The organism is Brevibacillus centrosporus (genome assembly GCF_046622605.1).
GTDB classification, from domain to species: domain Bacteria; phylum Bacillota; class Bacilli; order Brevibacillales; family Brevibacillaceae; genus Brevibacillus; species Brevibacillus centrosporus.
Window position 1 is genome coordinate 2,376,004 of sequence record NZ_CP176856.1, and the last position, 26,145, is coordinate 2,402,148.

The window sequence follows — 26,145 nt, forward strand, 5'->3', positions numbered from 1 at the left end:
TAAGTAGGGTGGTACCGCGAGAAATGAAATGAACTCGTCCCTTTTTGGGGGCGGGTTTTTTTGCGTAAAGAGGAATTTACCAGATTCCTATCCAGCTCAAGCACAGCGAAGGCTTTGCCAAATCACGGCGAAGCCAACAATTTTCGATTTTGACAGCAAAGAAAGACAGATGGAGGAGTGTAAGCTGTATGAAGCAGACAGACCAGTGGACGAGTCGGCTCGGGTTTATTTTGGCCGCAGCCGGTTCTGCGATCGGACTCGGAGCGATTTGGAAGTTTCCCTATATCGTTGGGACGAGCGGGGGTGGAGCCTTTTTTCTCTTGTTCCTGATCTTTACCCTTGCGATCGGCATGCCGCTCTTGCTAGGCGAATTTGTGATTGGAAGAAGTACACAAAAGGAAGCGGTCAGCGCCTACAAAGTGATCGCGCCCGGTACGCTGTGGCATTGGGTTGGACGGCTTGGGGTCGTAACGTGTTTTCTCCTGCTTTCCTTCTATAGCGTAGTGGGCGGCTGGATTCTTACGTATTTGGCAAAGGGCATCACCGGTCAAATCAATGGTCCTGCCTACGACAAGCTTTTCAGCTCGATCATTGGGGATCCGCTGGGTGCGGTATTCGCGCAGCTGGTGTTCATGGTCATCACGGCTTGGGTCGTAGCCAGAGGGGTACAGAGCGGAATTGAGTCTGCGAACAAATACTTGATGCCAGGCCTTTTCATCCTTTTTGTCATTTTGATGATTCGTTCGCTCACATTGGATGGGGCGATGGAAGGGGTTTTATTCTTTCTCAGTCCCGACTTCTCGAGGCTGAATGGAGATTCGATTTTGTACGCTTTGGGCCAATCGTTTTTCGCGCTGAGTGTAGGTGTATCCGTCATGGTAACCTACAGCTCCTATCTGGCGAAAAATGAAAGCCTCGTGCGCTCTGCCGGATCGATTGTAGGACTGAACTTGCTGGTATCCCTGTTTGCAGGGCTAGCGATTTTCCCAGCCGTTTTTTCCCTTGGGATGGAGCCGACTGCGGGACCCGGATTGCTCTTTATTGTCCTGCCTTCCGTGTTTGAAAAAATTGCGTTAGGCAGTGTGTTCCTATGGATTTTCCTCGCCTTGTTCCTGTTTGCTACGCTAACCTCAGCGTTTTCCATGCTGGAAATCATCGTAGCGTCTTTGGCGAAAGGAGAGGAGAAGCAGCGCAAGCGTCTTTCCTGGGTGATTGCCCTGCTGATTTTTATCGTCGGGATTCCGTCCGCCCTTTCCTTTGGAATCTGGAGCGAGTACACCATTTTTGGCAAATCGATTTTCGATGCTTTCGACTTTTTGGTAAGCAATATCCTCATGCCGCTCGGGGCGCTTTTGATCGCCGTGTTTGTTCCTTTGAAAATGAAGCGCGAGACCTTGCTTGAAGAGCTGAAAGTGAAGAGTGGTGCGGGACGCAAAATGTTTGTCCTGTGGCTGTTGTTACTCAAATATTTGGCGCCACTGGCGATTTTGTGTGTATTTTTGTATATGGTTGGCTTTATGTAAGGAAGCAAACGAAAAGGACTGCGAGGCGGAAATGCCAGCGCAGTCCTTTTTTCGCATCCAGGAAAGCTTTTATGCAAAGAAGAATGCCGTGCCCAGGATGATGTAGACCGTGAGCAAGAGAACCCCCTCAAACCAGTTGGTGGCCCCGTCCTTGGTGATCGAAATCGTAATAAAGGTTGCGACGCCGATTGCGGCCAGTTCATAGGCAGTAAACACGATATCCATCGGTTTTCCGATCAAGAGGCTGACGAGCACGAGGGTCGGAGCGACGAACAGAGCGATTTGCAGGCTGGAGCCGATGGCAATCTCGACGGCGGCTCCGATACGGCCTTTCATGGCGAGCAGCAGGGCAGCGCTGTGTTCCGCTGCATTCCCGATGATGGCGATCACAAAAGCACCGACGAACAGCTCTGACCAGCCCAACGATTCCGAGACGTGCTGGACACCGTGGACCAGCCATTCGGAGACGATCGCCACGAAGACCGTGGATATACCGAGCATCAGAATCGAAATGCCTTTGGACCACACGGCTTCGCTATCGTGCTCTTCGATATCCGACAAAAAGTCGCTATGCGTGATCATCGAGAAAATCAGCCAGAGAATGTACGCGATGATCAAAAGAACGGCGATGACGATGCTCAAAGTCTCGATCTTGACAGAGGGCAGCTCACGCATAAAGACAGCAGGGATGAACAGAGCGACAATCGCCAGGGTCATCAGGGAGGCATTGTGCCCCGCAAGCTTGCTGTTAAACCTCTGCTCCTTGAATTTGAGCCCGCCCATCAGAACGCTCAGTCCCAGTACCAGCAGCATATTACCGATGATGGCACCGGTGATGGAAGCCTTCACCATTTCAAAAAGTCCTTCTTTTACAAGGAAGAAGGCAATGATCAGCTCGGCTGCATTTCCGAAGGTAGCGTTCAGAAATCCACCGATTCGATCCCCCGCATAATGGGCCACACTCTCCGTCGATTTTCCTAGCCAGGCAGCCAGAAATACGACGCAGATGGCAGCGGTGATAAACTGGAACATCTCACTTTCGGTAAAATAGTGAGCAAACGCGGCCAGGAGGAAGCTTCCTCCCACTAAGCTGAAAAACAGACGCAAATTCATACGGTCACCTCGATTATGTACGTTCAATTCTTTCTAAAAATTACCATATTCTTCATGAAGATGCCTATAGGTATAGAGTTCCTCTTGTGGAAGAAACTAAACGATGAATATGGAATGGGAGGTGGCAAAGCATGACCATGCCTTACTTGTGTCCAACGTGTAAATCGAATCGCATGCGATTTACGGTAATCGAGCAGACTCCGCGCTACATGCGCCTCGACCCGCAATCCGGAGAGGTAGTAGCCGAGTTGAGCGCTGACCAGCTGGATATGTTCCACAAGCCTTATAAAGGTGACGCATACATGATTCAATGCGGCGTGTGTGGGACTACGGAACCAGAAGAGAGATTCGTCAAAATGGCGCAGCACATGCAAAATCAACGCACCTAAAGGATACAGGATAAAAACAGGCACGGAGTCTGACGGCTCACGTGCCTGTTTTTTGAACGTATAGGAATTTAACGGCAGAAAATGTGTCGGCCAATTTTCTTGATTTGCGGACGGCTCCAAATCCATCCGGAAGTCGCCGTGTCCGGGTTGAAGTAGTAAATGGCGCCACCAGTAGGGTCCCATCCTTTTAAGGCGTCGTTAACAGCGCGCTTGGAGGTTTCGTTGGGCGTTAGCCAGATTTGTCCGTCTGCAACAGCGGTAAAGGCACGTGGCTCAAAAATGACTCCAGCCGGCGTATTCGGGAACGCAGGGTTTTTCGTGCGGTTGAGGATGACGGCTGCTACGGCCACTTGGCCGATGTACGGTTCTCCACGAGACTCTCCGTATACGGCATTCGCCATCAAGCGCAGGTCATTCTCGGAAATACCTGCTGCGTGATACGTCTGTTTGCTGGGTGTGCCCGTATTGCTTGGCGTCCCTTGAGAGGTTTGCGGTACGCCCAAATCAGAGGCAGTAGGCTTGTAGTTCTTCGTTGCGTTATAAAGCTTCATTTTAGTTTTGGCACCGAGAACACCATCGATAGGAAGCCCAAACTCGTACTGGAAGTTGCGTAGAGCCCAGTAGGAGCGCCATCCGAATACGCCATCTACTTTCCCTGTGTAAAAGCCTAAAAATTTCAGGCGGTATTGCATCTCACGGACATCGGAGCCTTGTGCACCAACTTTCACGATCTGTTGGCTGAATGCATCAGAACGATGAGGGTACACCACTACTGCAGTCGTGATGAGAATTGCAAGTACCGCTACGGCCATCAGCCATTTAAAAGGCTGTTTCATGGCAAATCCTCCTTCGTAAGGGTGCTGAACACCAGATGATAGAGATTAGGTTCTCCAAGAAGTGAAAAAGGCCCATTAGTAAAATACTGGAGGAAGTACACACTAGCTTTGTACAAAGAAAGGAGGGTGCACGTATGCGGAAAGTCGCTTCATTCATTACGGAGCAGTTGCAGGCCTGGGGTGTTACACGAATCTATGGTGTTACCGGAGACGCACTCTTTGCCTTCTTGGATTCGTTGGGCAAGCAAAATTCGATTCACTATGTACCTTGCAAGCACGAGGCGGCAGCAGCTTTGATGGCGAGTGCAGAGGCGAAGCTCACAGGGCGTCCCGCTGTCTGTATCGCCACAACAGGCCCGGGAACCGTTAACCTTTTAAATGGTCTCGCAGATGCGTGGGCAGATCATGTGCCCGTCGTTGCCATCACAGGACAGGTCGAAACGTACAAAATGGGAGGAGCGTACAAGCAGTATGTTCCCCAAGAAGACCTGATGCGACCCTTGTGCAAGTACACGACGACCGTCACTCATCCAAAAGCCATTGGATCCGTCCTACACAAAGCATTTGCTACAGCTGCCCAGCAAAAAGGAGTCGCGCATGTAGCGATATGCAAGGATGTTTTCGAGGAAATGACCACAGCAGAAATTACTCCTGAACTGCCGCGGGTTTCTCAGGCTGTCAGGCCGGATAGGATCGAGATGGAGCATGCTGCACAGCAGCTGGTACAGGCAAAAAGGCCGTTGGTTCTGGTAGGTGCGGGAGGGCGGGCAGATGCAGCGAGCTGCCGCAGGTTTGCAGAGAACCTCGGTGCCGGCATTCTCTTGTCGCTGGGAGCGAAGGGTAGTATAGAGGATTCTCATCCGCTGGTGCTAGGGGGACTCGGGGAAGGTGGCAGTGAAGCGGCTCTCCAAGCACTTGCAAAGGCGGATCTGCTGGTCATTTTGGGAGCGAGCTGGTTTCCTCAATCGTTTGTTCCCAAGCACCTTCCCATCCTCCAAGTGGATTCTCATTCGGAGTCCATTCATGCGCATCCACATCTTGTTTCTGTGATCGCGAATCTCGATGATGTCCTTCCATTATGGCAGAGACGTTTAGAAATGCGTACAGTCGAACATGCTTGGGAAGAACAGGTAGAAAAATGGCATGCCCGGTTTTGGGAAGAGACGCATAGCATCACCAATCAAGGAGGAAGTGAGCAGATCAAACCCGAAACCTTGCTGCACACCTTGGGAGGGCTGGTGAAAGATGACGCGATCATCGCCTTAGACACCGGCGAGCACACGCTCTGGTTTAACCGTGCGTTTCGTACGCGTGCACAAACTCCTTTGTATTCGGGCAAGTGGCGTACGATGGGCTTTGGCTTGCCTGCAGCAATCGCCGCCAAGCTTACTCATCCAAAGCAGCAGGTCGTCTGCATCACAGGGGACGGTGGCTTGCAGATGCATCTCGCGGAGCTGATGACAGCGGTGGAGCAGCATACGGATTTTCTCCTGATCGTCGTCAATAACGCGTCATTAGGCTTGGAAGAAATCAAAATGAAGCAAGCGGGCTATCGCTCATTTGGTACAAAGCTGCACAATCCCGACTTCGTCATGTGGGCACAAGCCTGCGGCGTTTCCGGGCGTCATGTACGTACGGTCGGTGACCTGAGCAGCGCCATCAGTGAAGCTCTTTCGACCAATGAACTGACACTTCTCGACGTGACATGCACTTCTCCGACATTAACGGAGAGAAAAAAACAAATCCCCTTCCAAGCCCAAGCATGATTTGTTTATAATGAGAGAAAAGTCAGATAAAACGGGTGGGAGAGAGTAAAAATCGGGCAAGGAGGAGGGCGTCCAGGTGGTTGAAAAACTCGGTGAAATCAGAGTCGCAGATCAAGTCATTGCAGTCATAGCAGGAGTGGCGGTAGAAGAGGTGCTGGAGGTTTCGGTCCGTTCGGGGGGGCTGTATCAGGATTTAGCCAAGAAAATCAATGGCGGATCCAAAGGAATCAGCGTCTCGATGGTGGAAGACAAGGTAACCATCGACATGCGGGTATCCGTCAAATACGGGGCGCCTATCCATCAGGTCTGTCACACTCTCCAGGAAAAAGTGAAGGATGCGGTTGAAACACTGACTGGTCTCTGGGTGGATGCAATCAATGTCCGTGTCGAAACGATCGAAATCAAATAAGAACGACCTGCGGCAAAAGCAGGTCGTTTTTTCTTTCCTCAAACGGTATAGGTCGTTTTTGTTACTTGCTCGTCCACTTTTTGACGGCTGACTTCTCGGGACACGTTCAGCAGGATTCCTGTAGAGATCAGGCAAACCAATAGAGAGGAACCTCCGTAGCTGATAAAGGGAAGAGGGACACCCGTCAAAGGAATGATTCCCGTCACACCCCCGATGTTGATCGCAGCTTGGAGGGCAATCATGCTGATGATGCCGATTCCGACGAGGCTGGCAAAGGTATCCTTGACGCGCAGACAAATGTGGATCCCCCGCAGCAAAAATAACAGATAGATGAGCAGGAAGATGGAAGCCCCGATAAAGCCCAGCTCTTCGGAAATAATCGAAAAGATGAAATCGGTATGCGCTTCCGGCAAGTATAAATACTTCTGAATGCTCTTACCAAATCCCGTACCAGACAGGCCGCCGTGGGCGATAGCAATCCACGACTGAATGATGTTGTAGCCCGTATTCAGGGGATCGCTCCACGGGTCCAGATAGGAGTGAATTCGGTTGAGTGCGTGCTGCTTGACGGTAATGTAAGCGGCCAAAGCTAGCGCAACTACAGGGCCGCCAATCCCAATCAAATAACGGAGCCGAGCGCCACCACACACCATGACAATCAGGCCGGTCCCAAGCAAAATGGCAGCCGATCCCAGGTCAGGCTGGGCAACAATCAAAAGAAAAAACAGCCCGGTCACTAAGAGGGGAGGCATCAAGCCGGATTTTAGCTTTCGTATCCCATCCCCTTTTTTGGAGATGATGGCAGCCAGGTACAAAATCAGCCCCAGCTTCGCGAACTCGGCAGGCTGGAGGTTGGAAGAACCGATGCGAAACCAGGAGCGAGCCCCTTTGATGTTCTCCCCGATACCTGGCACCAGTACCAGCAGCAAGGCGAAAAAGCTTACCGTGGCGATTAGCAAGAAATTGCGTTTGTAAAAAGAAAAGGGAATGTTCATGGCAACCAGCATACCGACTATGCCTAAAACTAAGAAGCGAATTTGCCGTTTCACAAAGTACAGTTCATCGCCATTGCAGTAATCACAGCCGTTTGAGGTGAAGCTGGTCAGCGCAAAAATCGAACTGGAACTGAGTACCATTGTGATGCCGAACCCCACGATCAGGGCGGTTAAAAACAGTAACAAAAAATCAGGTACGCCCCGTGTTTTCATCGTAGAACCCCCTTCTACGTGAAACAGAGAGGGGACACCTCTCTGTTTCGCAGCACTATTTCAATTGTCGCAATGCCGAGGCTTAGTGCGAAGACAGCTTTTCGTTCAGCATTTGCAGTTTCAGCTTGGCCGATTTGATCACGGAATCTGGAATCGGATAATCGTAGTCCAAGCCATGTGGGAACAGATGCTTACCCATATAAGGATCTTCCAATTTCAGGACAGCGTGGGAGTCTTCCAGCTTTCCTTCGGTCACGTTTGCTTCCAGACGCAGGTAATAAACGTTTCCTTTATCTTGGATTTTATAGTCGTATGTAGCGTGTTTGTAATCCCAAGCACCACGATCGAAACCGAGATCACTCATATAGTGTTCCAGATCGGCGAAAAAGACTTCCTTGGTGCTTACCCCAGTATCCTTGATAACCATTCTTTTTCCTCCTACAAAAAGGTAAGATTTTCACATCCTAATGATAGTCTGTTTTTGGAAGAAGCGCAATGTATAAGTCAATCTTACGAGTAGATGACCGTAATTGCCATGATATGGTATAATTTGCTACACAATGGATTGATTCTCAAGGGCGGTCGGCATCCCCGAATGAAAGGGGGTGATACTATGACAGTATTCGAAGCACTAAGTCTAATGTTGACATTTGGGACTTTAGTAATAATGCTGTCATCTAGTAAGAAAAAGTAGACCTCCCTTGAGCTTTACAGCCGGGAGGTCTACAGGCAGGTACTAGGAGCCGACTCCCCGAAAGGAACGACCATTGTAGCTTACGGACCGCGCGGGTGTTGCAGCACCCAGCGGTCTTTTTTTGCTACTGTCCAAAAGCACCATGCTTCCATCTTATCACAGTCAGACAGGTCTGCTCTAGTCGAAAATCATGACGCATGTCCCAGTTGAACGAATGAAGGAATAGGTAACAGGACACACTACAAGCGTTCATTAGCTAAAGGAGGAGAACATAGATGGCGAAAGTAGAGAATCGTACATTGCGCGAAATCATGACAAAAGATATCGCGACCGTGACGCTGAAGGATAATGTGTATGAAGTGGCATGCAAGATGCGTGACTGGAACGTAGGTGTGATCCCGGTCGTCAACGAGAAAAATGACGTGATTGGAATCATAACTGACCGTGATATTGTCATTCGCGGGTTGGCTGAGAAGCACGAAGGTTCAACAGCGACAGAAGTCGTGATGACGCGTGACATCATTCTTGGTCAGCCAGGAATGACTGTGGACGAAGCGGCGAAAATCATGGCACAGCACCAGATTCGTCGCCTGCCTGTCGTAGAGAACGGCAAGCTCGTAGGGATCGTTGCTTTGGCTGACATGGCCATTCGCCAAGTGCATCACGACGAGGCGAGCGATGCCCTCCAGGAAATCTCGGAGCCTGCTACACATTAAAACGATTTGTGGGGAACGCTCATTTGTACGAGGCTGCCGGCGATAGAGTCCGTCAGCCTTTTTTACATAAAAAGTTGTCAGAAATGTGTTGAAAATGAAAAAGAAAGCCATTATATTACTCAAAAGATCGTTCCGTTTGTTGGTGTAAGGAAAGGATTCGTTTGATGATGAAAGGAAGAGTTACAGCAGACGACGTCGCCAAAAAGGCGGGGGTGTCGCAGTCAACCGTTTCCCGTGTATTGAATAATTACCCGTTTATCAAGGAAGGTACACGAGAAAAAGTGCTTGAGGCGATCAATGAGCTAGGCTTTACCCGAGACGAGATCACGCGAAGCTTGGTTGAAAAGAAGACCAGAACAATTGGATTGATTATCGGGAATATTTCAAACCCCTTCTTTGCCGAGTCTGCAGGTGTGATCATAAGCAAGGCGCAGAAGGAAAAGTACGATGTAATCATCTACAATACGAACCACGATGACTACCAGTTGGAAAAGGTAAACACCAGGGAGGCTGCCCAAGCTGCCGTTGCGCTGGCGAAATATCCCCCGTACGGCAACCAGAGGAGCGGCGTATTCTCATCGTGCTGCCCGGTATGGGAAAGACAGCGGGCGAGCGTTTCTGGATCGCGAGAATGAAGACACCTTGGTTTTTTGCACAAGGCGAGGAGCTAGGGGCAGCAGTCGGGATCGTCGCTGGCAATCTGGAGGGAGTTCGTGAAGGGATGCAGCGCGGTTCAGCCTATATCGGAGTTGTCGGCACATCCATCATCACAGCCGCGTTCGCTTCCGTTGTCAAGGAAGCTGAAAATAGCAAATAGCTTGCCTTCGCTCACACTGTCGGTGCCTTCACCGACAGTTTTTTTCTGTTCTGCTGCCTATTTCATTTAGCCCTCTAGAGTTCTTTATCCGTTTCTCCTATCTTTAAAGAGAGAGCTTCTCTTTACTTTGACGTAACGGAAAGGTTTAGAATACGACTGACGAGGAAAAAACAAGCAGGGAGATGTACCTGATGCAAATAAAGGACATGGCACAGCGACTGCAAATTACGCCGCGAGCCATCCGCTATTACGAAGAAAAAGGATTAATTCACCCGCAAAAGGCAGATGAATCCGGGTATCGTCAATTTTCCGAGGAAGACCTGTGGCGTTTGCAGACGATCATCACCCTGCGCGAGGTAGGGATGCCTATTGAAGACATCGGTGAGCTCCTGCGGCAAATGGAGGAAGGAGAGGGGAGCCTGCTGAACTATCTGGAGCTGCAGCGCTCTTTTATGTACGACCGGTGGGTAGAGATTAGCAAGGTGATCGAGACGACCGAGGCGATGATCGAGCGGGTCAAAAGCGATACGGTCATCGACCCTGCTTCGCTTTTTGAGCTGGCGGAAGGAAGCAAGCGCCTACGTCAGACACGGGCGGATTGGGTAGATCGATGGAATTTTAATCAGATCGCAGAAGTGTATGACGAGCTGGTAACGCGAAAACAGGATGGCTTCAACAAACACGAAAACTACGAGGAAGTGCTGGATGCCGTCCTCCAAGCGGCTGCTCCCATGCCAGGCGAATGGGGGTTGGATGTCGGAACGGGAACCGGCAACCTGGCGGGACGCTTTGTCCGTGCGAGTGTCAAGATGAGCGGGTTTGATCAATCCTTGGAAATGCTGCGGCAGTGCAGGCGCAAGCATCCTGAGGTGGAGACGAAGATCGGGACTTTTTTCGCGTTTCCGTTTTTGGAGAACCGCTTTGATTTTGCCGTTTCCAGCTATGCGCTCCACCATTTGACCGATGAGCAAAAGCCGCTGGCGCTGGCGGAGTGTCGGCGTGTACTCAAGCCCGGCGGACGTTTGGTAATCGCTGACCTGATGTTTATAAATGAAGAGGAACGTCTTGCCCGTCTGCAGCAATTGGAAGCGGCAGGAGATGAGCAAGCGGTGGAGCAGATGAGAAAGGAATGCTATGCGAATCGTACTCGCATGCAAGAGGAGTTGACAAAGCTAGGCTTTCAGAACCAAGCACAGCAAATCACCCCATACGTGCACGTAATTTCTGCCAAGCTGCTATAGAACATCTTTTTCACTTTTGGGCTCTTCCACCTACTGACACGCGTCTAGTCTTTTGCATAGGCTGTAGCGAGAAGGAAAGGGGGACTCCGAAATGGGTCTGTTTGACAGTTTTTTTGATCGAGATAACGACGAGCTTCTTTGGATTATTATTGTGGTGGTCGTGTTGCTGTTCTTATTTAACGCGGATCGTGACTAATCCACATGTATAGACAAAAACGACCTCATCGGATAGGTCGTTTTTTCCGTGCGTTTGCGCGGCTGCGACCTTGATTCTTGACCTGAGAAGGAACTTCCACTACGCTATAAGCCGATGCAACGTGGGAGAAGGGAAGGAACGAGATGAAACGTATTGCAATCTGCCTGGCACTGTTCTCTGCTTTGCTGGGTGCCTGTTCTTCAACGACGGGACAACCTGTGGCAAACGGGGAAATGGAAGCGACCGTCCAGCGGGTAGTGGATGGAGATACAGTTGAACTTTCAACAGGAGAGAAAGTGCGGCTCATCGGGGTGGATACGCCAGAAACGGTGAAACCGAATACACCAGTACAGCCGTATGGAAAAGAAGCAAGTGAGTTCTCCAAGCAGCTGCTGACAGGCCAAAAGGTCAAGCTGAAGTTCGATGTAGAGCCATATGATAAATACAAGCGCTTGTTAGCGTATATGTACCTGCAGGATGGGACCTTCGTCAACGAAAAGCTGGTGCGCGACGGTTACGCTCGCATCATGACGATTCCTCCCAACGTAGCCTATGCCGATCTGTTTTTAGAAGCGGAACGAGAGGCGAGGGAGAACAACAAAGGGCTATGGGGACTATCCGAATCCGAAGAGAAGCCCGAGAAGAAAGCGACAACGGCCAAGCCTGCCAAGGAGGCCGCGCCAGAGGGCAAGACGATCAAAGGAAACATCAATGCCAAAGGCGAAAAAATCTACCACGTGCCTGGCTCTGCAAGCTATGAGCAAACCAATGCGGAAATGTGGTTTGCAACAGAGGAAGAAGCGAAGGCTGCCGGTTTCCGAGCGCCGAAACGTTAATGAAGGTCATCGTTTGTGAGAATTCTCGCCCTCTTGAGAGATGAACATGACAAAATGCCACCCCCGTAACGTAGATAATGGGGGTGGCATTTTGTTTTTGGAATAGAAAGAGTAGAAAGATTGTTCGCTCGAGTGTTCTTTACAACGAACGAAAAGCTGGTACAATAGGTGGTATAGCCATTGCTTTGATATCGGGGAGGGACCGTACGAGTGAAAACGAGTGTAACAAGCTGTTATCCGGTACAGGATTCATGACGATTGCAAATGCAGACCAATCAACACCATTCGGACAGGCCGATACTCACTGGGAGAAAGGCGGACGACCGATTGACATAGCAAAGAGCCAGGCATTTATCGCTGGCAATGAGGTTCACGTTTGGCTGGCACAAATAGGGTCTTTACCTGCGTGCCAAGAAGTGCTCTCCCAGGAAGAAGTAAGACAAGCTGCAAGCTTCCGATCTCCTCACGATCAGTTTCGTTACCAATTTTCACATCGTCTCCTCCGGTTTCTTTTAGCTGCTTATATCGAAATACAGCCTTCTGCCATCCACTTTCAAAAAAATCGCTTCGGAAAACCATCACTTCTCCATCACGACATTCCATTCGCCCTTGCATTTAATATGTCGCACTCGCGGGATCATGTCTGTTATGTATTCGCCAGAAATCGTGCGGTAGGCATCGATCTGGAGTTTCTCGATCCTGACTTCGAGTGGGACGGTATTGGGCAAGCTGTTTTTTCCCGAGAAGAACAGGATTTGCTCAAATCCATGCCAGAAGCCGAACAGAACCGGGTGTTTTTTCAGCTTTGGACGAGAAAGGAAGCTCAGCTCAAAGCACTTGGACTCGGATTAGCTGCGCTTGATTTGGAGGCAGATCGAGCGGAAAGGTTTGCGATAGAGAATCTGCAGCTGGTGCCATTTTGTTATCAGAACCATTACGTAGGAACGGTGGCGACAGATTCAGATACGCCAGTCGTTCGTTTTTGTTCGTTCAAAGGTCAAGACGCGTTCATGACGTGAAGGTGCAAAAGGAGGAGTAGCAGGTGAAAAACATTCTTTTGGAGCAAGAGGACATGTATCGTGAGGGACAAAAGATTCGCTTCACGGAGGAAGAAAGAAAGCTGGATGTTGCCTTTTGGAAACGTAAAATGGGCTATGAGCCTCCCGAGCAGTATTTGCCTGCCGATTTTTCGAGAACCTCACCGGCTTTAGCACCTTCTAGAACCACCCGCTCCTATTCCCTCCCAGCTGCGATCCGGCAGAGTATCGAGACGTATGCCAAGCGAGCACAGGTAAGCTCGTTTCTCGTGCTGCTCACTGTGTTAAAAATGCTGATGCATCGGTATAACGCTGAAGACGAAATCCGTGTCGCTGCCTTGTTGTCTGGCACAATATCAGAACTTGCGCCAATGGCAAATCCGGTGATCGTGCAAAGCTTTTGGACGGGGGAAAAATCACTGGATAAAGCTGTGCGAGAAGTTCAAGAAGCTTTCGCGGAAGCTAGGGAGCATCAGAGTATTCCACTTGATGAGCTTGCATCGTTGCTCGGTTTGAGCCAATCTGCTGGATCTGTTCCTGTGTTTCGCGTCTTGCTGGACATGTCTTCCTATGGAGAGAATTTGAGGGAAGGAAATCTGCTGGCGAAAAGGGACGATGGATGGCATGGTGACGCCCTGGCCGATCTGACGTTTAGAATCGTAGAGTCAGAAGAAGAGATGACGCTCGCGATCACGTATGCGACGGACCTGTTCAGAGAGGAGACTATCAACCGAGTAGCGGGGCATTATTTCAAGCTGCTGGAGGGCGCACTCGCAGATCCAGCTGCAAGGCTATTCACCTTGCCGATTTTGACGGATGCTGAGCGCAAGCAGCTGCTCGTGGACTGGAACACTGCAAAGCCAGCTTATCCCCGTGACGCGAGCATGGTGGATCTGTTTGAAGAGCAGGTGAAGCTTGGGCCCGATCAGATTGCCTTGCTGTTTGAAGATCAGGAAATCTCCTACCAACAGCTCGATCGTCGGGCAAATGAAATCGCTCACCGCCTGCGTAGCCAAGGAATTGCCCCTGAGCAGCTCGTCGCAGTGTGTCTAGACAGATCGCCAGACATGATCGCCAGCTACCTGGGCGTGCTAAAAGCTGGAGGGGCCTACGTACCTATCGATTTGACCTACCCTAGTGAGAGGATTGCGTACATGCTGGAAGATTCAGCGGCATCCTTTGTGATTACCACTGAACGCATTTTTGCAGACCTTCCCCGGCTGAACGCTACGATGGTTTTCCTCAATCAGGATTCACTGGAGGCCAAAAGTAAGGCTGATTCGTTCCCCAGAAGCAGCAGCGCTGCCCATTTGGCTTACGTGATGTATACCTCTGGATCAACCGGAAAACCAAAGGGCGTCATGATTGATCATCGCGGGATCGTTCGCTTGGTGAAAAATATCGACTACGCCAGTGTCGGACCGGATGAGACGTACATGAATTTGGGCGCGGTCGCCTTTGACGTATCCGCCTTTGAAATTTATGGCGCGCTTTTAAACGGAGGCAGACTGGTCATCCTGTCCACCAATAAACCTTCCTTTGGAGAGATCGCGCAGACGATTCAGCGCTACAGAGTCACCTCTCTCAACGTCACACCGGATCGGCTCAATGTCCTGCTGGAGGATTACAGCGAGGCGCTGGTTGGATTGCGTCAGGTTATGCCCGGTGGAGAGGCGCTGCCCGTGTGGCTCGCTCGCAAATGCCTAATGAAGCTTCCGAATTGCAGATTGATCAATCTGTATGGACCGACGGAGAATGCGGTCAACACGACGAGCTACCATGTCAAAGAGATCGCGCAAAATGAAACGACGATCCCGATCGGACGTCCCATCGCGACAGATCGACTGTATATTCTGGATTCACAGCTGCAGCCGGTGCCGATCGGAGTGATTGGCGACTTGTACATGGCAGGAGATGGCGTGGCGCGAGGATATTTGAACCGGCCAGAATTGACAGAAGAAAGATTCCCGCTTGACCCGTTTAGCCCAAAAGCAGGCGAGAGAATGTACAAATCGGGGGATCTGGCACGCTATCGAGCGGACGGTCATGTGGATTTTATCGGTCGAGCAGACGATCAGGTGAAGATTAGGGGCTGCCGGATTGAATTGGGGGAAATCGAAACGGTTGTGGGGCTCTTCCCAGGCGTTCGACAGTCTGTGGCAGGGGTAACGAAAGGCAAGGATGGGACCACTGGCCTCGTCTCCTACGTGGTGATGAATGCGGGTGCCAGCTTTGAGCAGCAAGCGATCCGAGCGTTTGTCCGGGATAAATTGCCGGAGTACATGATTCCTACCTTCTTTGTGGAGCTGCAGGAGGTCCCCGTTACGCCGGTTGGCAAGATAGACCGCAAGCGATTGCCCGTACCCACGGTAGCCAGCAATGAAGCACACTTCACCGCGCCGCGAAATCAAATTGAAGATACGCTCGTCCAAATCTGGGAGCAGTTGCTGGACGTAAAGCCAATCAGTGTCACGGACAACTTTTTTCACCTAGGCGGCAATTCGCTGCTCGCTATGCGGATGTTCTCCTATATGGAAAAAACGTTCCAGAAACGACTTGCTGTCTCGAGTGTCTTCCAGGAAGACACGATCGAAAAGCTGGCGAAGCTGCTGGCATCTGACGAAGATCACGCAGAGCTGTCCAAGTCACTGGTGCCAATTTCGCCCGTAGGAACGAAGCCTCCTTACTTCTGCATTCACGGCGGAGGGGGAGAAGTGTTGATCTACGGAGAATTGGCGCGCTGCTTGGGGCAGGATCAGCCGGTGTACGGGTTAAGGTATGTTGCAGGTGCTCCCGAGGTAAGCGTAGAGTCGATCGCACGCAAATACATCCACGAGCTTCGCGAGGTTCAGCCAAAGGGACCCTATCATCTCATCGGGTTTTGCCTTGGTGGCGCGATTGCTTACGAAATGGCACAGCAGCTCTTGCAGGCGGGAGAAGAAATCGAGCTGCTTGCGATCCTCAACTACGCGAGCCCAGCTCTGCCTCCGCTGACAATGCAAGACAAAATCATCAACAGCTTCAAACTGCTATTCCGTCTGCCTTCCGAGCTGCGCAAACCGTTTGTGATGCAAAAGCTGCGGTTTGTAGGGAAGGTGCTGAAGAAGTCCGTTGATGAATCTTCACCCGAGGATGACAACGTGCAAGAGTTAGTTTCCGCGACGCGCTCCTATCGGCCTAAGCCATACCCCGGGAAGCTCTTGCTGATCCGTGCGGTGACGAATCTTAACCCTGCCGAAAGACTCGGCTGGCAAACGTCGCCGACCGGACTCATTGAAGAACATTGCATGGAAGCGGATCACGCCATGATCTTGAAGGAACCGCATGTAGGTGTCCTGAGAGGTCATTTGAGAACGCATTTACAACGGAAGGAATAAGGCCGGACAAAAAACGAATACCATGTCCTAAGCTGATTCCCTGATAGCGGAATCAGCTTTTTTGCGTAGGAGAGGCTTCTTTTGGGTGTTTGCCCATCACCTGAAATGGGTGGGCGACATAAGGTAATCATGACTGGTCAGATACCTATTTTTTGGAGGAGGATGTCTCCATTGGATTCTCAAACTCGGGTCTATTTTCCTTACGTGAGCCCGCATGATCCTTGCCCGCCGATTCGTGTCAAATCCTACTACGTCCCACCCCAGCTTTTTATCGGCTTTCAGCCTGAAAACCTGCCGCAGTTCTCTCCTATGGAGGCCCTGATGCATGGCACGCTGTGGCCTGCGCTGTACAGTCCTTACGTTCCGACAGGACAGAGGGAAAGAAGAGGGGAGGGCCATTCATGAACGCTAATCCGCATACAAGACCTGGCGATGAGCAGTACATGGAAATGCTTACACAGCTGCAGGCAGTTGACTTCGTCTTGTGTGAGCTGAATTTATATCTGGATACTCATCCGAATGATGCGAACGCCATCGAGCAATACAATGAACTCGTGCAGCAGCGCTGGCATATGGCCAATGAATTCGAGACCTTGTACGGACCGCTCATGAACCTCGGACACAGCTATTCGGGTTATCCATGGCAATGGAACGATGCACCTTGGCCTTGGCAAGTCTAACATAGAGAAGTGAGGGGTAATTGCGACGATGTGGATTTATGAGAAAAAGCTACAGTACCCGGTTCGTGTCGGCAAGTGCGATGTCCGCATGGCAAAATTTTTGATGGAGCAATACGGCGGTGCCGACGGTGAATTGGCTGCTGCCCTGCGCTATTTGAATCAACGATACACGATCCCGGATAAAGTCATTGGACTTTTGACGGATATCGGGACGGAAGAATTTGCGCATTTGGAAATGATCGCGACCATGGTGTACAAATTGACCAAGGACGCAACGGTGGAAGAGCTGGAGGCAGCGGGCCTTGGTGCCCACTACGCCAACCACGACCGAGCTCTTTTCTATGAAAATGCAGGTGGGGTGCCCTTTACCGCTACTTACATTCAAGCAAAAGGCGATCCCATCGCCGATTTGTACGAAGATATCGCAGCGGAGGAAAAAGCGCGCGCGACGTATCAATGGCTCATTGACATGACAGATGATGTGGATATCCAGGACGGCTTGAAGTATTTGCGTGAGAGAGAAGTTGTCCACTCTTTGCGCTTCCGTGAAGCCGTGGAGATTTTGAAAGAAGAGCAAGGCCGCAAGAAATTCTTCTAACTTTATAGGCGAATGAACGATGGTCCAATCGGGCACACTGGGGGATGACTGAATTTGGAAAGGAGTGTCCCGATGAAGGCCAGACGTTTTGTTTACCGATTATTGCTGCTGATCGGGATCGCTGCTTGCGTGGAGTGGTTCGTCTATGCGAATAACGAAGCTGCCCCAACAGAAGCAGCGGTCGAAGCAGGGCACAGCCATCAGCAAGCTCCGACCTTGAGCGTGACCCATACTCTGAATCAGGATGATTTGGAGCTCAAGATTGCGGTCACGAATTTTTCTTTTTCCCTCGAAAATATGGGAAAAGATAATCGACAAGGAGAAGGGCATGTCCATCTCTATCTGGATGGGAAAAAGGTGGCAAAGGTATTTGAGCCCACTTACGTAATGAAGGATATTCCTAGCGGCAAGCATGAGGTCATGGTGGAGCTGGCAAATAACAACCATGAATCCTACGGCGTCTCCCAGCGTATTCCGATTGAAGTCAAACCGTAGATCGAGAATCACCAAGGCATTTCATGCAGAAAGCCGACGTTCCGAGTGCCCGTTTGGCGCACTTAGAAGTCGGCTTTTTCTGTAACAAGCTTCTGTTATCGCATTTGTACCGTTACTTGTGCTTGCTGGTCCGGCAGAGCAATGACCAGGGTTGGGTAGGAAATGACCTGGATTTTCATCGAGCCGGGAGCGGGGGCCTTCATGTGTACGGATACCGTAAAGCCATGCGGACCTGTACGCTTCACTTGATCGGCTACCAACTGATAGCCGCCAGTTGGGCGTTGTCCGGCTCCGATGACGACGTACGATTTGCCATTGGCACGAACGATTGTATGACCACCGCTTTTTCGTACTTTGCTAAGAGCGCTCTGAACGGCTGGTGGATAAGGGGCAGCTACCGGCTCGTACTGTGCACCCGCATTCTTGACCTCTTTCACAGAAGTTGCTGTTGGGGTAGGATGTGGAGTAGGCGATGGCTGAATTCCTGTCAATGTCAAAGCAGCAGAGAGCAACAGTCCGGGAATCATTGTAAACATCTCAAACATCCCTCCATTATTGTGGATATCCTTTTGAAAATGATAAAGAAGAGGTGACAGTCGTGCGAGTCCAGGATTCGCTGGAATATTTGTCCGAAACAACTCGGCAAGCAATCATGGTGGAGCAGACGAAACGCTTTGGTGCCGCTGATGATCAAAATCTGTCCACTCGGCTGCAAGACCCGCAATTTCTGCGGTGCGTGTGGGAGCAGGCCAGTGACATCGAACGAAACGTGATGAAGCGATTTGTCATCGCATCAACCAGAGGCTTTTTTAGCAAACGCGCTTGGGAGCGAGAAGCTGCCTCTGACCAAAGACAATTAACCGTCGGCTTGACTAGGCTGAGACGGCTGGGATTGGTTATGACCGTCCGCAAAATGTGGAGCGAGATCGGTTATCTCATGCCGCAAGAGATTCGGGAGCAAATAACAAGCTTCATGCTCGCGGAACCTTCGAGGGCGTTCGTTACTCTTTCAAAAACGCTCCCTTATTATATAACGGGTGGACGGGGCATACATCTGGATCTTTTTGGGCTCCTGCTTTTCATTCGCGACAACCAGGTACCCGTTACACAAAAAGGCACCATTCATCGCAGGATGTCGGTACGCATGGCAGGAATCATTTCCCTGGCGGACGAGCATTGTGCGGGCTTGACGCTGGCCCCTTTGGATCAAGAAGAAAGAGAAGGGCTGGCATTAACCGTCGCATTGGACATAGCGATTCGCCTTGGTTTCATCCACGTTCAAAACAAGCACCTCTCCATACGTCCGCAAGAGGTCCGGCGCTGGATGGCACAGTCGTCTCCTGACCGCTGGAGAGGATTGTATGAGCAGGTGGCAGCCCAGTATTTGCCACATGGCGACTGGTGGGAGGCTTTTTCCCTTCTCATGAGACAAGCCCCGCTTGATCAGTGGTGTTCCTTGGCGGAGCAAATGCACATACTAAAGGAAGCTGGTTTTTCTATGCCCGCTGACGCAGAACAGCTCATTGCATCCAAATGGCTACACCTGCTTCTGGGGATGGGATGGATTCAGCTAGGGAGCGACAGTGAGAATCAATTGTACTGGCGCTGGATCAGTCTGCCTCATTTGACTGCTGAAGAAGGGTGGTTCATCGATGCGACAGGCGCGATCACGATCCCTCCCCTCGTACCGCTACTGCATGTGTGGGAAATCAGTCGGTTTTGCACCATTCATTTTGATGGTCCGATGATCCGGGGGGAGATCCAAGCGAAAGAGGTGCAAGCGTATCTCGCCTCTGGGAAAACCGAAGAGCAAATCATCGACTTTTTGCGTGCAGGATGTGTTCATCCGCTGCCAGAAGCACTTGTGGAGACGATCAGCCATTGGGCAAAGACGGCACGTCAGATTCAGATGGAGCCGTATTATCGGGTTCGAACCGCCCACGCAGGGTTTCTCGAAGAGTGGAAGGAAATCGCTGACTTTCAACCATTTTTGTCGCAGATCATTTCTCCAACCGACTTTCTGATCGCACTTTCCCAGAAATCTCAGCTTGTGGAGCTGCTCCGTGAGTATGGCTACGAGCCTCAAGTGCTTTCGCAAACGCCAGATTTCTTCGAGACTGCTGATCAAACGGCAGAGGGAGCAAATGCGCCCGCAGGCTGGTTCGTGGTGGAGCGTCCGTGGGATGGATACGCGGTAGAGAACACTTTTCCCGACCCATTAGAAGGGATGGGGGAGGTGGCAGCTCTTCCAAAAATGTGGACGCAGCATTTTCAATCGTACCATCCGCAATCGATGCGGGACTTGTTAAAACGAGCGAGCGAATTGCAGCTTGAGGTCGAGATTCGGCGGGCGGGCAAGGACAAGCTGCGAGGATTGCCAACCGAAGTACGGATTGAGATGGGGTACTGGACTGTGCTGCTTGCGGGCGAAGGTGGCAAACAGCGCTATCGCCTGGACGATATTGAGCGAGTGCGCATTGTAGTGCCCGATTATCTGTACGAAGGGGTATGATCGTGGTACAATCGAGGGGTAGTTACCTTGAGAAAGGAGGTCTCGCCAAATGGAAACATTGGAAGCAGCGGACATGACACAGCTGCTGATGGAGTCACATGAACTGTCCACAATGATCAACCAGTCGCGCGAGGTCTCGGACTATCTGTCGGCCAAAAGGCAAATGGAGGCAGATGTGGAGGCGCAGCGGTTGTTGGCGCTTTTTGAAAAGAAGAAAGAGCAGTACGAGGATGTTCAAAGATTCGGGAAGTACCATCCCGACTACAACCATATATCCAAAGAAGTTCGCGAGCTGAAGCGTACCATCGAGCTGCTGGATTCCGTACAGGCATTCAAACGGGCGGAAGACTCCCTGGATGAACTGCTTTACCAAGTGAGCCGCACGATCGCAAATGCCGTATCGGGTACGATCAAGGTTCCGAGCAACAATCCGTTTCTCGAAGCACAGAGCAGCGGCTGCGGAACAGGAGGAAGCTGCGGCTGCAGCGTGAAAAAGCCATCCTGAACCGCATCGTACTAGCGATTTTCTCTTAGCAAAAAGCAGTCCTCACAAAGGTTTCCGCAGCAAAATTGCTTCTCGCTTGGAACGAGAAAACGGAAACGATACACGTGATGGCGGTCATCTGAGCGTACGTAGATGCACTCAGGTTTCAACTTTGTACCAGTAGTCAGGCGCTCTCCTGTTTCCATCAGCCGTGTAGTCAGGCTCGTGGCGGGGAGCGCGCTGCTTACATAAAAGAAGCGCTGGCCGGCGTGCGTGCGCCAGTTGTAAGACGTGATGGTTCCTTCTTGGAGAAGCGTTTTTTCAAATTGCTGATAAAACGTAGCCAGCATTATCGACCACGATTCCTTTCATCGGAAGCTTTCAAGGTCATTATACCACGATTTGGGAAGGAGACCGACGCCAAGACATGAGAGAGCGACGTCTGGGGGTTGCCGTGTGGGTGAAGAACACGCGTGCCGCCAAAAATTTACGTAAATTTGGCACCATTCACTACATCTCCAAGCGGTTGAATTACGTTTCGATGTACGTTGATGCCAAGCTCATCGACGAAACGATCCGCACCATGGAGAAATTACATTTCGTCACAAAAATCGAGCGGTCCCATCGCCATGAGATTCCGGTTGAGTACAATAACGCCAGACCGGATAAGGCGAAGGAGTACGATTACAAGCAAGAGAAAAGCCAATTGCTGGCTCTGGCTGAGACGCTCTCCACAGAAGAAGGGAATCAACCGACAGCAGTTTCTTCCTAAAAACCGACACGAGCTGCCAGTTTTCGGCAGCTTTTTTCCTTTTGCTTACACCTAGAACATGGTATTCTTAGAAGAGGAAATCCATAAGAAGCAAGTATGAATCCGTTTTCATGGAATAAAGAATAGCGGTGGAAAGGTGGGGGAGTACCTTCATGATACATCTAGATATTAACTGTGACTTGGCCGAGGGCTTTAGCAGAGGGCGACAATTTGAGGATTTGGGCATTATGAAGTGGATCACCTCCGTCAATATCGCGTGTGGTATGCACGCTGGTGACCCACACATCATTTGCCGAACGATCGAAGCAGCGCTTAGGCATGATGTGAAAATTGGGGCGCATCCTGGCTATCCGGATGTTCAAGGATTTGGGCGCCGTTCCATGAATCTATCGGTGAACGAGGTTTATGAACTGGTTTTGTATCAGGTCGCAGCTCTTTCAGGCATGACTCGAGCTCTCGGAGGAGAATTGCATCATGTGAAATTGCATGGTGCGCTTTATAACGAGGCTGCAGAAAGACCTGAGTTGGCAGAGGCTGTCGTACAGGCAGTTGCTGACATCGACGAGGATCTGATTCTGTATGCCTTGTCAGGCAGCAAGCTGGTGGAGGCAGGCTTGGAGCATGGCCTTCAGGTAGCTGAGGAAGTGTTTGCAGAGCGTGCTTATCTGCCGAACGGTCGGCTTGCCCCTCGCGAGCTGGAGGGCAGTGTGCTGATCAGTAAAGAGGAAAGAATGGATCAGACGCGTCAGCTGGTTCTCAACCAAAGAGTGAAGACGGTAGATGGCCAGCAGATCGATCTGGCTGCAGATACACTTTGTGTCCATCACGAAAGCTCGGATGTCCTGCAGTTTCTAGTCGAGCTGCATCGCTGGGCAAAGCAGAACGAGGTCATCATCGAACCAATTCATGCCCGATAGGCACAAAGCTGAAAAGAAAAGCCATGCATGTGACATCCCCCGGTTAACGGGACAAGGATGTCGCAGCATGGCTTTCTTTGATTCGTCCGTTCTCGATAAACAAAATCACGTCCGCAAGCTTTTCGGCTTCTTCGCGATCGTGGGTGACAAGTAAAAAAGGAATATTCCACATTCGATGCAAACGAAGCAGCTCATCCTGGCACTGCTTGCGTGTGTCTGCATCTAGGGCGGAGAGCGGCTCATCGAGAAGCAAAATTTCAGGCTCGGTAGCCAATGCCCGCACCAGGGCGACACGCTGCTTCTGCCCCCCGGAGAGCTGATGGGGGTACTTGTCCAGCAGGTGATCGATGCCGACAGTCGAGAGCAAGGCTTCGAGAGCAAGCTCATGGCCTGGCTTCATCCCGTAGCGAATATTTCGGTCGACGGTCATGTGAGGAAAGAGCGCGTAGTCCTGAAACAGGTAGCCGATTTTTCGTTTTTGTACGGGCATGGGCTTCTTCCCCTGCTCGAAATAATGTTGATCCCCAAGGGTAATTTCTCCGGCATCCGGATGTACGAGGCCGGCGATGGTGCTCAGGATAGTTGTTTTCCCGGAGCCGGATGGGCCGAATAGAGCCACAATTTCCTGGTTCACTGAGAACGAGACGTCCAGCAAAAAATCCGGAAGCTGCTTCTGGATCGAAACCTTCAACATGGAGACCACCTTCCTCATTTGTGATGGGCATACCGACGGAGATTTCGCTTACTCCACCAGTTCAGCCAGAAAGTCGTACCCATTCCCAGTGATACGATGATGACGACCCAGAACATCGCTTTTTCCATTTGACCTGCTTCGACGGCGAAGTAAATCGCAACAGGAATGGTATCCGTTTTCCCGGGGATGTAGCCTGCGAGCATGAGCGTAGCCCCGAATTCTCCCAAGCCACGTGCAAAGGAAAGGACAATCCCTGCCAAAAGCCCGGGCCATGCGAGAGGGAAGGAAACGGTCCAGAACAGACGCCATTCAGACGACCCAAGAGTTCGGGCGGCATCCTCCAATCGGCGGTCGATACTGGTAAAAGCAGCAACAGCGCTTTGATACATCAAAGGAAAAGAGACGACGATGGAGGCAATCACTGCCCCTGTCAGGGTAAAGACAATTTGGATTCCAAACCATTCATGTAACAGCTTTCCGAAAAATCCGTATTTGCCAAACAGAATCAAGAGGCCGAACCCCACGACAGTTGGTGGGAGAACCAGCGGGAGCAAAAAGAAAGACTCCAGCAGGTTTTTTCCAAAAAAATCCCGCTGGGTCATGATTCGGGCAAGCAGTAAGCCGATGACAAAAACAAGGGAGGTGGAAAGCGCGGCTACTTTTAAAGAGAGGATCAAGGGTGTGAAATTGGTTTCGATCAACGCTGGCCACCTCCATTCCGTCTATTATTGGAAACCGTATTTTTTTAAGATCTCTTTTCCTTTATCAGAAGTCAAGTAGGAAAGGAAAGTTTTTGCTGCATCTGCATGCTCAGAAGCGGCGACAACGGCACCTGGATACACGATCGGTTTGTGCCATTCGGATTTTGCGGTAGCCAATACTTTCACGTTTTTGGAGATGAGAGCATCACTGGCATACACGATTCCCACTTCAGCGTTACCAGACTCTACAAAGGTCAACACTTGGCGTACATCGCTGCCGTAGACGAGCCGATCCTTGACGCTGTCGCCGATTTTCAGGGTGTCCATGACTTCTTTTGCATAGCGGCCTGCTGGAACGGTTTCCGGTTCGCCAACAGCAATATGCTTCAGGGAAGCATCAGTCAGCTTTTCAAAGGAATCGATGGTAACGGAGCTAGACGCACCGGTGATGAGGACCAAATCATTTTTGGTGAAGTCTTGACGGGTATCTTTGGTAATCAACTGCTTTTCTTCCAAGCCATTCATGTCCTTTGCACTTGCTGACAAGAATACGTCAGAAGGAGCACCTTGTCCGATTTGCTGCGCTAATTTGCCCGAGCTTCCAAAGTTATAGGAAACAGTGATGCCAGGATTATCTGCTTCGAAGGTGGATTTCAACTCATTGAGAGCATCGGTCAAGCTGGCAGCGGCGGAAACCAAGATCTCTGCTTTTTCGGTTGGCGCTGCAGGAGCTGCAGGTGATTCCGATGCCGATGTGGCAGGGGCAGGCTGAGCTGCCTGAGGTGCTGCAGGAGTGCCGGAGCACGCAGTGAGCAAAAGGCCCAGAGAAGTACATAATGCGAGTAATTGCTTTTTCATGAAGAAAACCCTCCGTAATTATATTTGGTTATAATTAAATATAACTTGATATAATCAGATTATATTAGGTTGTATTCAATAATCAATTGCTATTTTACGAAAAGTAAAAGAAAATGAAAGGTAGGAATAAGGAAATAGGGGGTCAGCCATGAGCAGTGAAAATTCATATACGACAGAGGAAATCGCCAAGCTGTTGCGGATCTCTAAGCTGACCGTGTACGACTTGATAAAAAAGGGAGACTTGCCTGCATACCGGGTTGGACGGCAGATGCGAGTAGATGCAAGCGATCTGGAAGCCTATAAAGCAAAGGCCAAGGGAGAGTACAAGCAGCAGCCAGCACCTTCTGCTCCTGTGGCTGGAACCAAAGTGGCAGAACCCGTTTTGGTAAAAGCAGGAGCGGTCCGGGACATTATCATCAGCGGTCAGGATGTCAGCCTCGACATGCTGGCCAGTCACTTGCGAAGCCGCGATCAAGCCTATCGACCTCTTCGCTCCTATGTAGGAAGTATAAACAGTCTCATCGCGATGTACGCAGGACAAGCTGACATTGTAAGCACACACCTGTTTGATGGAGAAACGGGCGAATATAACATCCCGCACGTGAGGAGCATTCTTTCCGGTCACCGGTACATGATCGTCAATCTGCTGTCGAGATGGGCTGGCTTTTACGTGCAGCCAGGGAACCCGAAAGCGATACAGACCTGGGCAGACTTGCGTAAAGCAGGTATCCAGATGGTCAATAGAGAGAAAGGCTCAGGAGCGCGTACACTGATCGAAGAGGAGTTTCGCCTGCACAAGATCAAGGGCAGCGAAGTAATGGGCTACGAGCGGGAGGAAGCCAATCATCTCGCTGTGGCAGGCACCGTCGCACGGATGGAAGCCGATGTAGGCATAGGCATTGAGCGGGCAGCCGCCATGGTCGGCGTGGATTTTGTGCCATTGGTCCGCGAGCGATACGATTTGGTGATTCTGAAAAACGAGCAGAACGAGCAGCTGATATCCCGCGTGCTGGAGATATTACGGTCAGAGCTTTTTCAAAAAGAGCTGAGTGCAATCGGAGGGTACGAGCTGACGCATACAGGGAAGATCATGTACGAGACTTGGTAAACCACATGGAGACCGCCGTCCAAGCAAGAGTGATTGCGAGGAGGCGGCTTTTTCTGTGTTTGGAGTTCAGTGATAATAAAGCTTTAGACCGGAACCCCTTATGGTAGAAGGAGTCCCGGTCTTCTTATACACCAAATTTTGGAAATTAGTTTTAAACTATACTTCAGA

General features: G+C 50.7%; 29 protein-coding genes. 21 read left to right on the forward strand and 8 right to left on the reverse strand.

All coding sequences use genetic code 11. The features are described from left to right. The first annotated feature begins 188 nt into the window (after positions 1-188). Positions 189-1,523: a sodium-dependent transporter gene (locus ACLIN2_RS12185; RefSeq protein ID WP_328204871.1), complete on the forward strand. Its 1,335-nt coding sequence runs from the start codon at positions 189-191 to the stop codon at positions 1,521-1,523. 69 nt (positions 1,524-1,592) lie between these two features. Here ACLIN2_RS12185 and cax read toward each other — a convergent pair whose 3' ends face one another. After that, positions 1,593-2,636: a calcium/proton exchanger gene (gene cax, locus ACLIN2_RS12190; protein ID WP_328204869.1), complete on the reverse strand. Its 1,044-nt coding sequence runs from the start codon at positions 2,634-2,636 to the stop codon at positions 1,593-1,595. Between the two features lie 131 nt (positions 2,637-2,767). Between cax and ACLIN2_RS12195 the strand changes: the two genes are divergently transcribed. Then, a complete protein-coding gene (locus ACLIN2_RS12195; protein WP_092268056.1) occupies positions 2,768-3,025 on the forward strand; it encodes a hypothetical protein in 258 nt (85 codons plus the stop codon). A 68-nt stretch (positions 3,026-3,093) separates the two neighbouring features. On the opposite strand, the gene sleB is transcribed toward ACLIN2_RS12195, so the two are convergent. Further along, positions 3,094-3,861 carry a spore cortex-lytic enzyme gene (sleB, locus tag ACLIN2_RS12200; RefSeq protein WP_328204867.1) on the reverse strand — a complete coding sequence of 256 codons (768 nt, stop codon included), beginning with the start codon at positions 3,859-3,861 and terminating at the stop codon, positions 3,094-3,096. A 134-nt stretch (positions 3,862-3,995) separates the two neighbouring features. Here sleB and ACLIN2_RS12205 point away from each other — a divergent pair, with 134 nt between their 5' ends. Both ACLIN2_RS12205 and ACLIN2_RS12210 read left to right on the forward strand, forming a co-directional pair. Then, a complete protein-coding gene (locus ACLIN2_RS12205) occupies positions 3,996-5,627 on the forward strand; it encodes a thiamine pyrophosphate-binding protein (RefSeq protein WP_411504160.1) in 1,632 nt (543 codons plus the stop codon). A gap of 76 nt (positions 5,628-5,703) precedes the next feature. After that, the gene (locus tag ACLIN2_RS12210) at positions 5,704-6,036 is read left to right on the forward strand and encodes an Asp23/Gls24 family envelope stress response protein (protein WP_092268059.1); all 333 of its coding nucleotides are present in this window, start codon (positions 5,704-5,706) and stop codon (positions 6,034-6,036) included. Between the two features lie 38 nt (positions 6,037-6,074). Here ACLIN2_RS12210 and ftsW read toward each other — a convergent pair whose 3' ends face one another. Both ftsW and ACLIN2_RS12220 read right to left on the reverse strand, forming a co-directional pair. Next, positions 6,075-7,244, reverse strand: coding sequence for a putative lipid II flippase FtsW (ftsW, locus tag ACLIN2_RS12215; RefSeq protein WP_092268060.1), 1,170 nt, complete (start codon positions 7,242-7,244; stop codon positions 6,075-6,077). Positions 7,245-7,326: 82 nt separating this feature from the next. Continuing rightward, entirely contained in the window at positions 7,327-7,671 is a 345-nt protein-coding gene (locus tag ACLIN2_RS12220) for a YugN family protein (RefSeq protein WP_092268061.1), read from the reverse strand. A 186-nt stretch (positions 7,672-7,857) separates the two neighbouring features. Here ACLIN2_RS12220 and ACLIN2_RS12225 point away from each other — a divergent pair, with 186 nt between their 5' ends. From ACLIN2_RS12225 to ACLIN2_RS12280, 12 genes are all read left to right on the forward strand, one after another. Beyond that, on the forward strand, positions 7,858-7,938 hold the full coding sequence (locus tag ACLIN2_RS12225; RefSeq protein WP_356948301.1) for a putative holin-like toxin: 81 nt from the start codon (positions 7,858-7,860) through the stop codon (positions 7,936-7,938). A gap of 275 nt (positions 7,939-8,213) precedes the next feature. Further along, positions 8,214-8,654 (forward strand): CBS domain-containing protein, encoded by a 441-nt coding sequence (locus ACLIN2_RS12230; protein ID WP_092268062.1) that lies wholly within the window; start codon positions 8,214-8,216, stop codon positions 8,652-8,654. 167 nt (positions 8,655-8,821) lie between these two features. Beyond that, entirely contained in the window at positions 8,822-9,289 is a 468-nt protein-coding gene (locus tag ACLIN2_RS12235) for a LacI family DNA-binding transcriptional regulator (protein WP_411504161.1), read from the forward strand. Then, positions 9,286-9,471: a hypothetical protein gene (locus ACLIN2_RS12240; protein WP_310228133.1), complete on the forward strand. Its 186-nt coding sequence runs from the start codon at positions 9,286-9,288 to the stop codon at positions 9,469-9,471. Before ACLIN2_RS12235 ends, ACLIN2_RS12240 begins: the two co-directional genes overlap by 4 nt. A gap of 191 nt (positions 9,472-9,662) precedes the next feature. Then, positions 9,663-10,712 (forward strand): MerR family transcriptional regulator, encoded by a 1,050-nt coding sequence (locus tag ACLIN2_RS12245; RefSeq protein WP_411504162.1) that lies wholly within the window; start codon positions 9,663-9,665, stop codon positions 10,710-10,712. A gap of 339 nt (positions 10,713-11,051) precedes the next feature. Then, positions 11,052-11,744 carry a thermonuclease family protein gene (locus ACLIN2_RS12250; RefSeq protein WP_122960503.1) on the forward strand — a complete coding sequence of 231 codons (693 nt, stop codon included), beginning with the start codon at positions 11,052-11,054 and terminating at the stop codon, positions 11,742-11,744. A gap of 185 nt (positions 11,745-11,929) precedes the next feature. After that, a complete protein-coding gene (locus ACLIN2_RS12255; protein ID WP_411504163.1) occupies positions 11,930-12,763 on the forward strand; it encodes a 4'-phosphopantetheinyl transferase family protein in 834 nt (277 codons plus the stop codon). A 23-nt stretch (positions 12,764-12,786) separates the two neighbouring features. Continuing rightward, the gene (locus ACLIN2_RS12260) at positions 12,787-16,158 is read left to right on the forward strand and encodes a non-ribosomal peptide synthetase (RefSeq protein ID WP_411504164.1); all 3,372 of its coding nucleotides are present in this window, start codon (positions 12,787-12,789) and stop codon (positions 16,156-16,158) included. 171 nt (positions 16,159-16,329) lie between these two features. Beyond that, positions 16,330-16,563: a spore coat associated protein CotJA gene (locus ACLIN2_RS12265; protein WP_092268067.1), complete on the forward strand. Its 234-nt coding sequence runs from the start codon at positions 16,330-16,332 to the stop codon at positions 16,561-16,563. Beyond that, a complete protein-coding gene (locus ACLIN2_RS12270) occupies positions 16,560-16,838 on the forward strand; it encodes a spore coat protein CotJB (protein WP_092268068.1) in 279 nt (92 codons plus the stop codon). The genes ACLIN2_RS12265 and ACLIN2_RS12270 overlap by 4 nt, the downstream gene beginning before the upstream one ends. Before the next feature lie 28 nt (positions 16,839-16,866). After that, positions 16,867-17,436 (forward strand): manganese catalase family protein, encoded by a 570-nt coding sequence (locus ACLIN2_RS12275; protein ID WP_122923202.1) that lies wholly within the window; start codon positions 16,867-16,869, stop codon positions 17,434-17,436. Positions 17,437-17,508: 72 nt separating this feature from the next. Further along, the gene (locus ACLIN2_RS12280) at positions 17,509-17,931 is read left to right on the forward strand and encodes a hypothetical protein (RefSeq protein WP_411504165.1); all 423 of its coding nucleotides are present in this window, start codon (positions 17,509-17,511) and stop codon (positions 17,929-17,931) included. Positions 17,932-18,026: 95 nt separating this feature from the next. Here ACLIN2_RS12280 and ACLIN2_RS12285 read toward each other — a convergent pair whose 3' ends face one another. Next, positions 18,027-18,467 carry a protease complex subunit PrcB family protein gene (locus ACLIN2_RS12285; protein ID WP_411504166.1) on the reverse strand — a complete coding sequence of 147 codons (441 nt, stop codon included), beginning with the start codon at positions 18,465-18,467 and terminating at the stop codon, positions 18,027-18,029. 62 nt (positions 18,468-18,529) lie between these two features. Here ACLIN2_RS12285 and ACLIN2_RS12290 point away from each other — a divergent pair, with 62 nt between their 5' ends. The 4 genes from ACLIN2_RS12290 (at position 18,530) to ACLIN2_RS12305 (ending at position 22,616) form a co-directional block, all read left to right on the forward strand. Next, positions 18,530-20,443 (forward strand): hypothetical protein, encoded by a 1,914-nt coding sequence (locus ACLIN2_RS12290; protein ID WP_411504167.1) that lies wholly within the window; start codon positions 18,530-18,532, stop codon positions 20,441-20,443. 49 nt (positions 20,444-20,492) lie between these two features. Continuing rightward, positions 20,493-20,948, forward strand: coding sequence for a YlbF family regulator (locus tag ACLIN2_RS12295; protein WP_092268084.1), 456 nt, complete (start codon positions 20,493-20,495; stop codon positions 20,946-20,948). Positions 20,949-21,354: 406 nt separating this feature from the next. Next, entirely contained in the window at positions 21,355-21,699 is a 345-nt protein-coding gene (locus ACLIN2_RS12300; RefSeq protein WP_092268086.1) for a YlbG family protein, read from the forward strand. A gap of 152 nt (positions 21,700-21,851) precedes the next feature. After that, complete coding sequence (locus ACLIN2_RS12305; RefSeq protein WP_411504168.1) at positions 21,852-22,616, forward strand: 5-oxoprolinase subunit PxpA; 765 nt, start codon at positions 21,852-21,854, stop codon at positions 22,614-22,616. Between the two features lie 43 nt (positions 22,617-22,659). On the opposite strand, the gene ACLIN2_RS12310 is transcribed toward ACLIN2_RS12305, so the two are convergent. The 3 genes from ACLIN2_RS12310 to modA are packed head-to-tail and all read right to left on the reverse strand — an operon-like array spanning position 22,660 to position 24,869. After that, the gene (locus ACLIN2_RS12310; RefSeq protein WP_310228121.1) at positions 22,660-23,310 is read right to left on the reverse strand and encodes an ABC transporter ATP-binding protein; all 651 of its coding nucleotides are present in this window, start codon (positions 23,308-23,310) and stop codon (positions 22,660-22,662) included. A gap of 14 nt (positions 23,311-23,324) precedes the next feature. After that, positions 23,325-24,011, reverse strand: a complete 687-nt coding sequence (modB, locus tag ACLIN2_RS12315) for a molybdate ABC transporter permease subunit (RefSeq protein WP_411504169.1) — start codon at positions 24,009-24,011, stop codon at positions 23,325-23,327. Between the two features lie 24 nt (positions 24,012-24,035). After that, positions 24,036-24,869: a molybdate ABC transporter substrate-binding protein gene (modA, locus tag ACLIN2_RS12320; protein WP_411504170.1), complete on the reverse strand. Its 834-nt coding sequence runs from the start codon at positions 24,867-24,869 to the stop codon at positions 24,036-24,038. A gap of 148 nt (positions 24,870-25,017) precedes the next feature. Between modA and ACLIN2_RS12325 the strand changes: the two genes are divergently transcribed. Then, on the forward strand, positions 25,018-25,977 hold the full coding sequence (locus ACLIN2_RS12325; RefSeq protein ID WP_411504171.1) for a substrate-binding domain-containing protein: 960 nt from the start codon (positions 25,018-25,020) through the stop codon (positions 25,975-25,977). The last annotated feature ends 168 nt before the right edge of the window (positions 25,978-26,145 follow it).

Coding starts and splice junctions, on each gene's coding strand:
- ACLIN2_RS12250 (WP_122960503.1), top strand. CDS start 11,052: ATGAAACGTATTGCAATCTGCCTGGCACTGTTCTCTGCTTTGCTGGGT.
- ACLIN2_RS12230 (WP_092268062.1), top strand. CDS start 8,214: ATGGCGAAAGTAGAGAATCGTACATTGCGCGAAATCATGACAAAAGAT.
- ACLIN2_RS12220 (WP_092268061.1), bottom strand. CDS start 7,671: ATGGTTATCAAGGATACTGGGGTAAGCACCAAGGAAGTCTTTTTCGCC.
- ACLIN2_RS12205 (WP_411504160.1), top strand. CDS start 3,996: ATGCGGAAAGTCGCTTCATTCATTACGGAGCAGTTGCAGGCCTGGGGT.
- ACLIN2_RS12310 (WP_310228121.1), bottom strand. CDS start 23,310: ATGTTGAAGGTTTCGATCCAGAAGCAGCTTCCGGATTTTTTGCTGGAC.
- ACLIN2_RS12295 (WP_092268084.1), top strand. CDS start 20,493: ATGGAAACATTGGAAGCAGCGGACATGACACAGCTGCTGATGGAGTCA.
- modA (WP_411504170.1), bottom strand. CDS start 24,869: ATGAAAAAGCAATTACTCGCATTATGTACTTCTCTGGGCCTTTTGCTC.
- ACLIN2_RS12285 (WP_411504166.1), bottom strand. CDS start 18,467: ATGTTTACAATGATTCCCGGACTGTTGCTCTCTGCTGCTTTGACATTG.
- ACLIN2_RS12245 (WP_411504162.1), top strand. CDS start 9,663: ATGCAAATAAAGGACATGGCACAGCGACTGCAAATTACGCCGCGAGCC.
- ACLIN2_RS12270 (WP_092268068.1), top strand. CDS start 16,560: ATGAACGCTAATCCGCATACAAGACCTGGCGATGAGCAGTACATGGAA.
- cax (WP_328204869.1), bottom strand. CDS start 2,636: ATGAATTTGCGTCTGTTTTTCAGCTTAGTGGGAGGAAGCTTCCTCCTG.
- sleB (WP_328204867.1), bottom strand. CDS start 3,861: ATGAAACAGCCTTTTAAATGGCTGATGGCCGTAGCGGTACTTGCAATT.
- ACLIN2_RS12195 (WP_092268056.1), top strand. CDS start 2,768: ATGACCATGCCTTACTTGTGTCCAACGTGTAAATCGAATCGCATGCGA.
- ftsW (WP_092268060.1), bottom strand. CDS start 7,244: ATGAAAACACGGGGCGTACCTGATTTTTTGTTACTGTTTTTAACCGCC.
- ACLIN2_RS12275 (WP_122923202.1), top strand. CDS start 16,867: ATGTGGATTTATGAGAAAAAGCTACAGTACCCGGTTCGTGTCGGCAAG.
- ACLIN2_RS12185 (WP_328204871.1), top strand. CDS start 189: ATGAAGCAGACAGACCAGTGGACGAGTCGGCTCGGGTTTATTTTGGCC.
- ACLIN2_RS12280 (WP_411504165.1), top strand. CDS start 17,509: ATGAAGGCCAGACGTTTTGTTTACCGATTATTGCTGCTGATCGGGATC.
- ACLIN2_RS12235 (WP_411504161.1), top strand. CDS start 8,822: ATGAAAGGAAGAGTTACAGCAGACGACGTCGCCAAAAAGGCGGGGGTG.
- ACLIN2_RS12240 (WP_310228133.1), top strand. CDS start 9,286: ATGAAGACACCTTGGTTTTTTGCACAAGGCGAGGAGCTAGGGGCAGCA.
- ACLIN2_RS12305 (WP_411504168.1), top strand. CDS start 21,852: ATGATACATCTAGATATTAACTGTGACTTGGCCGAGGGCTTTAGCAGA.
- ACLIN2_RS12325 (WP_411504171.1), top strand. CDS start 25,018: ATGAGCAGTGAAAATTCATATACGACAGAGGAAATCGCCAAGCTGTTG.
- ACLIN2_RS12300 (WP_092268086.1), top strand. CDS start 21,355: ATGAGAGAGCGACGTCTGGGGGTTGCCGTGTGGGTGAAGAACACGCGT.
- ACLIN2_RS12225 (WP_356948301.1), top strand. CDS start 7,858: ATGACAGTATTCGAAGCACTAAGTCTAATGTTGACATTTGGGACTTTA.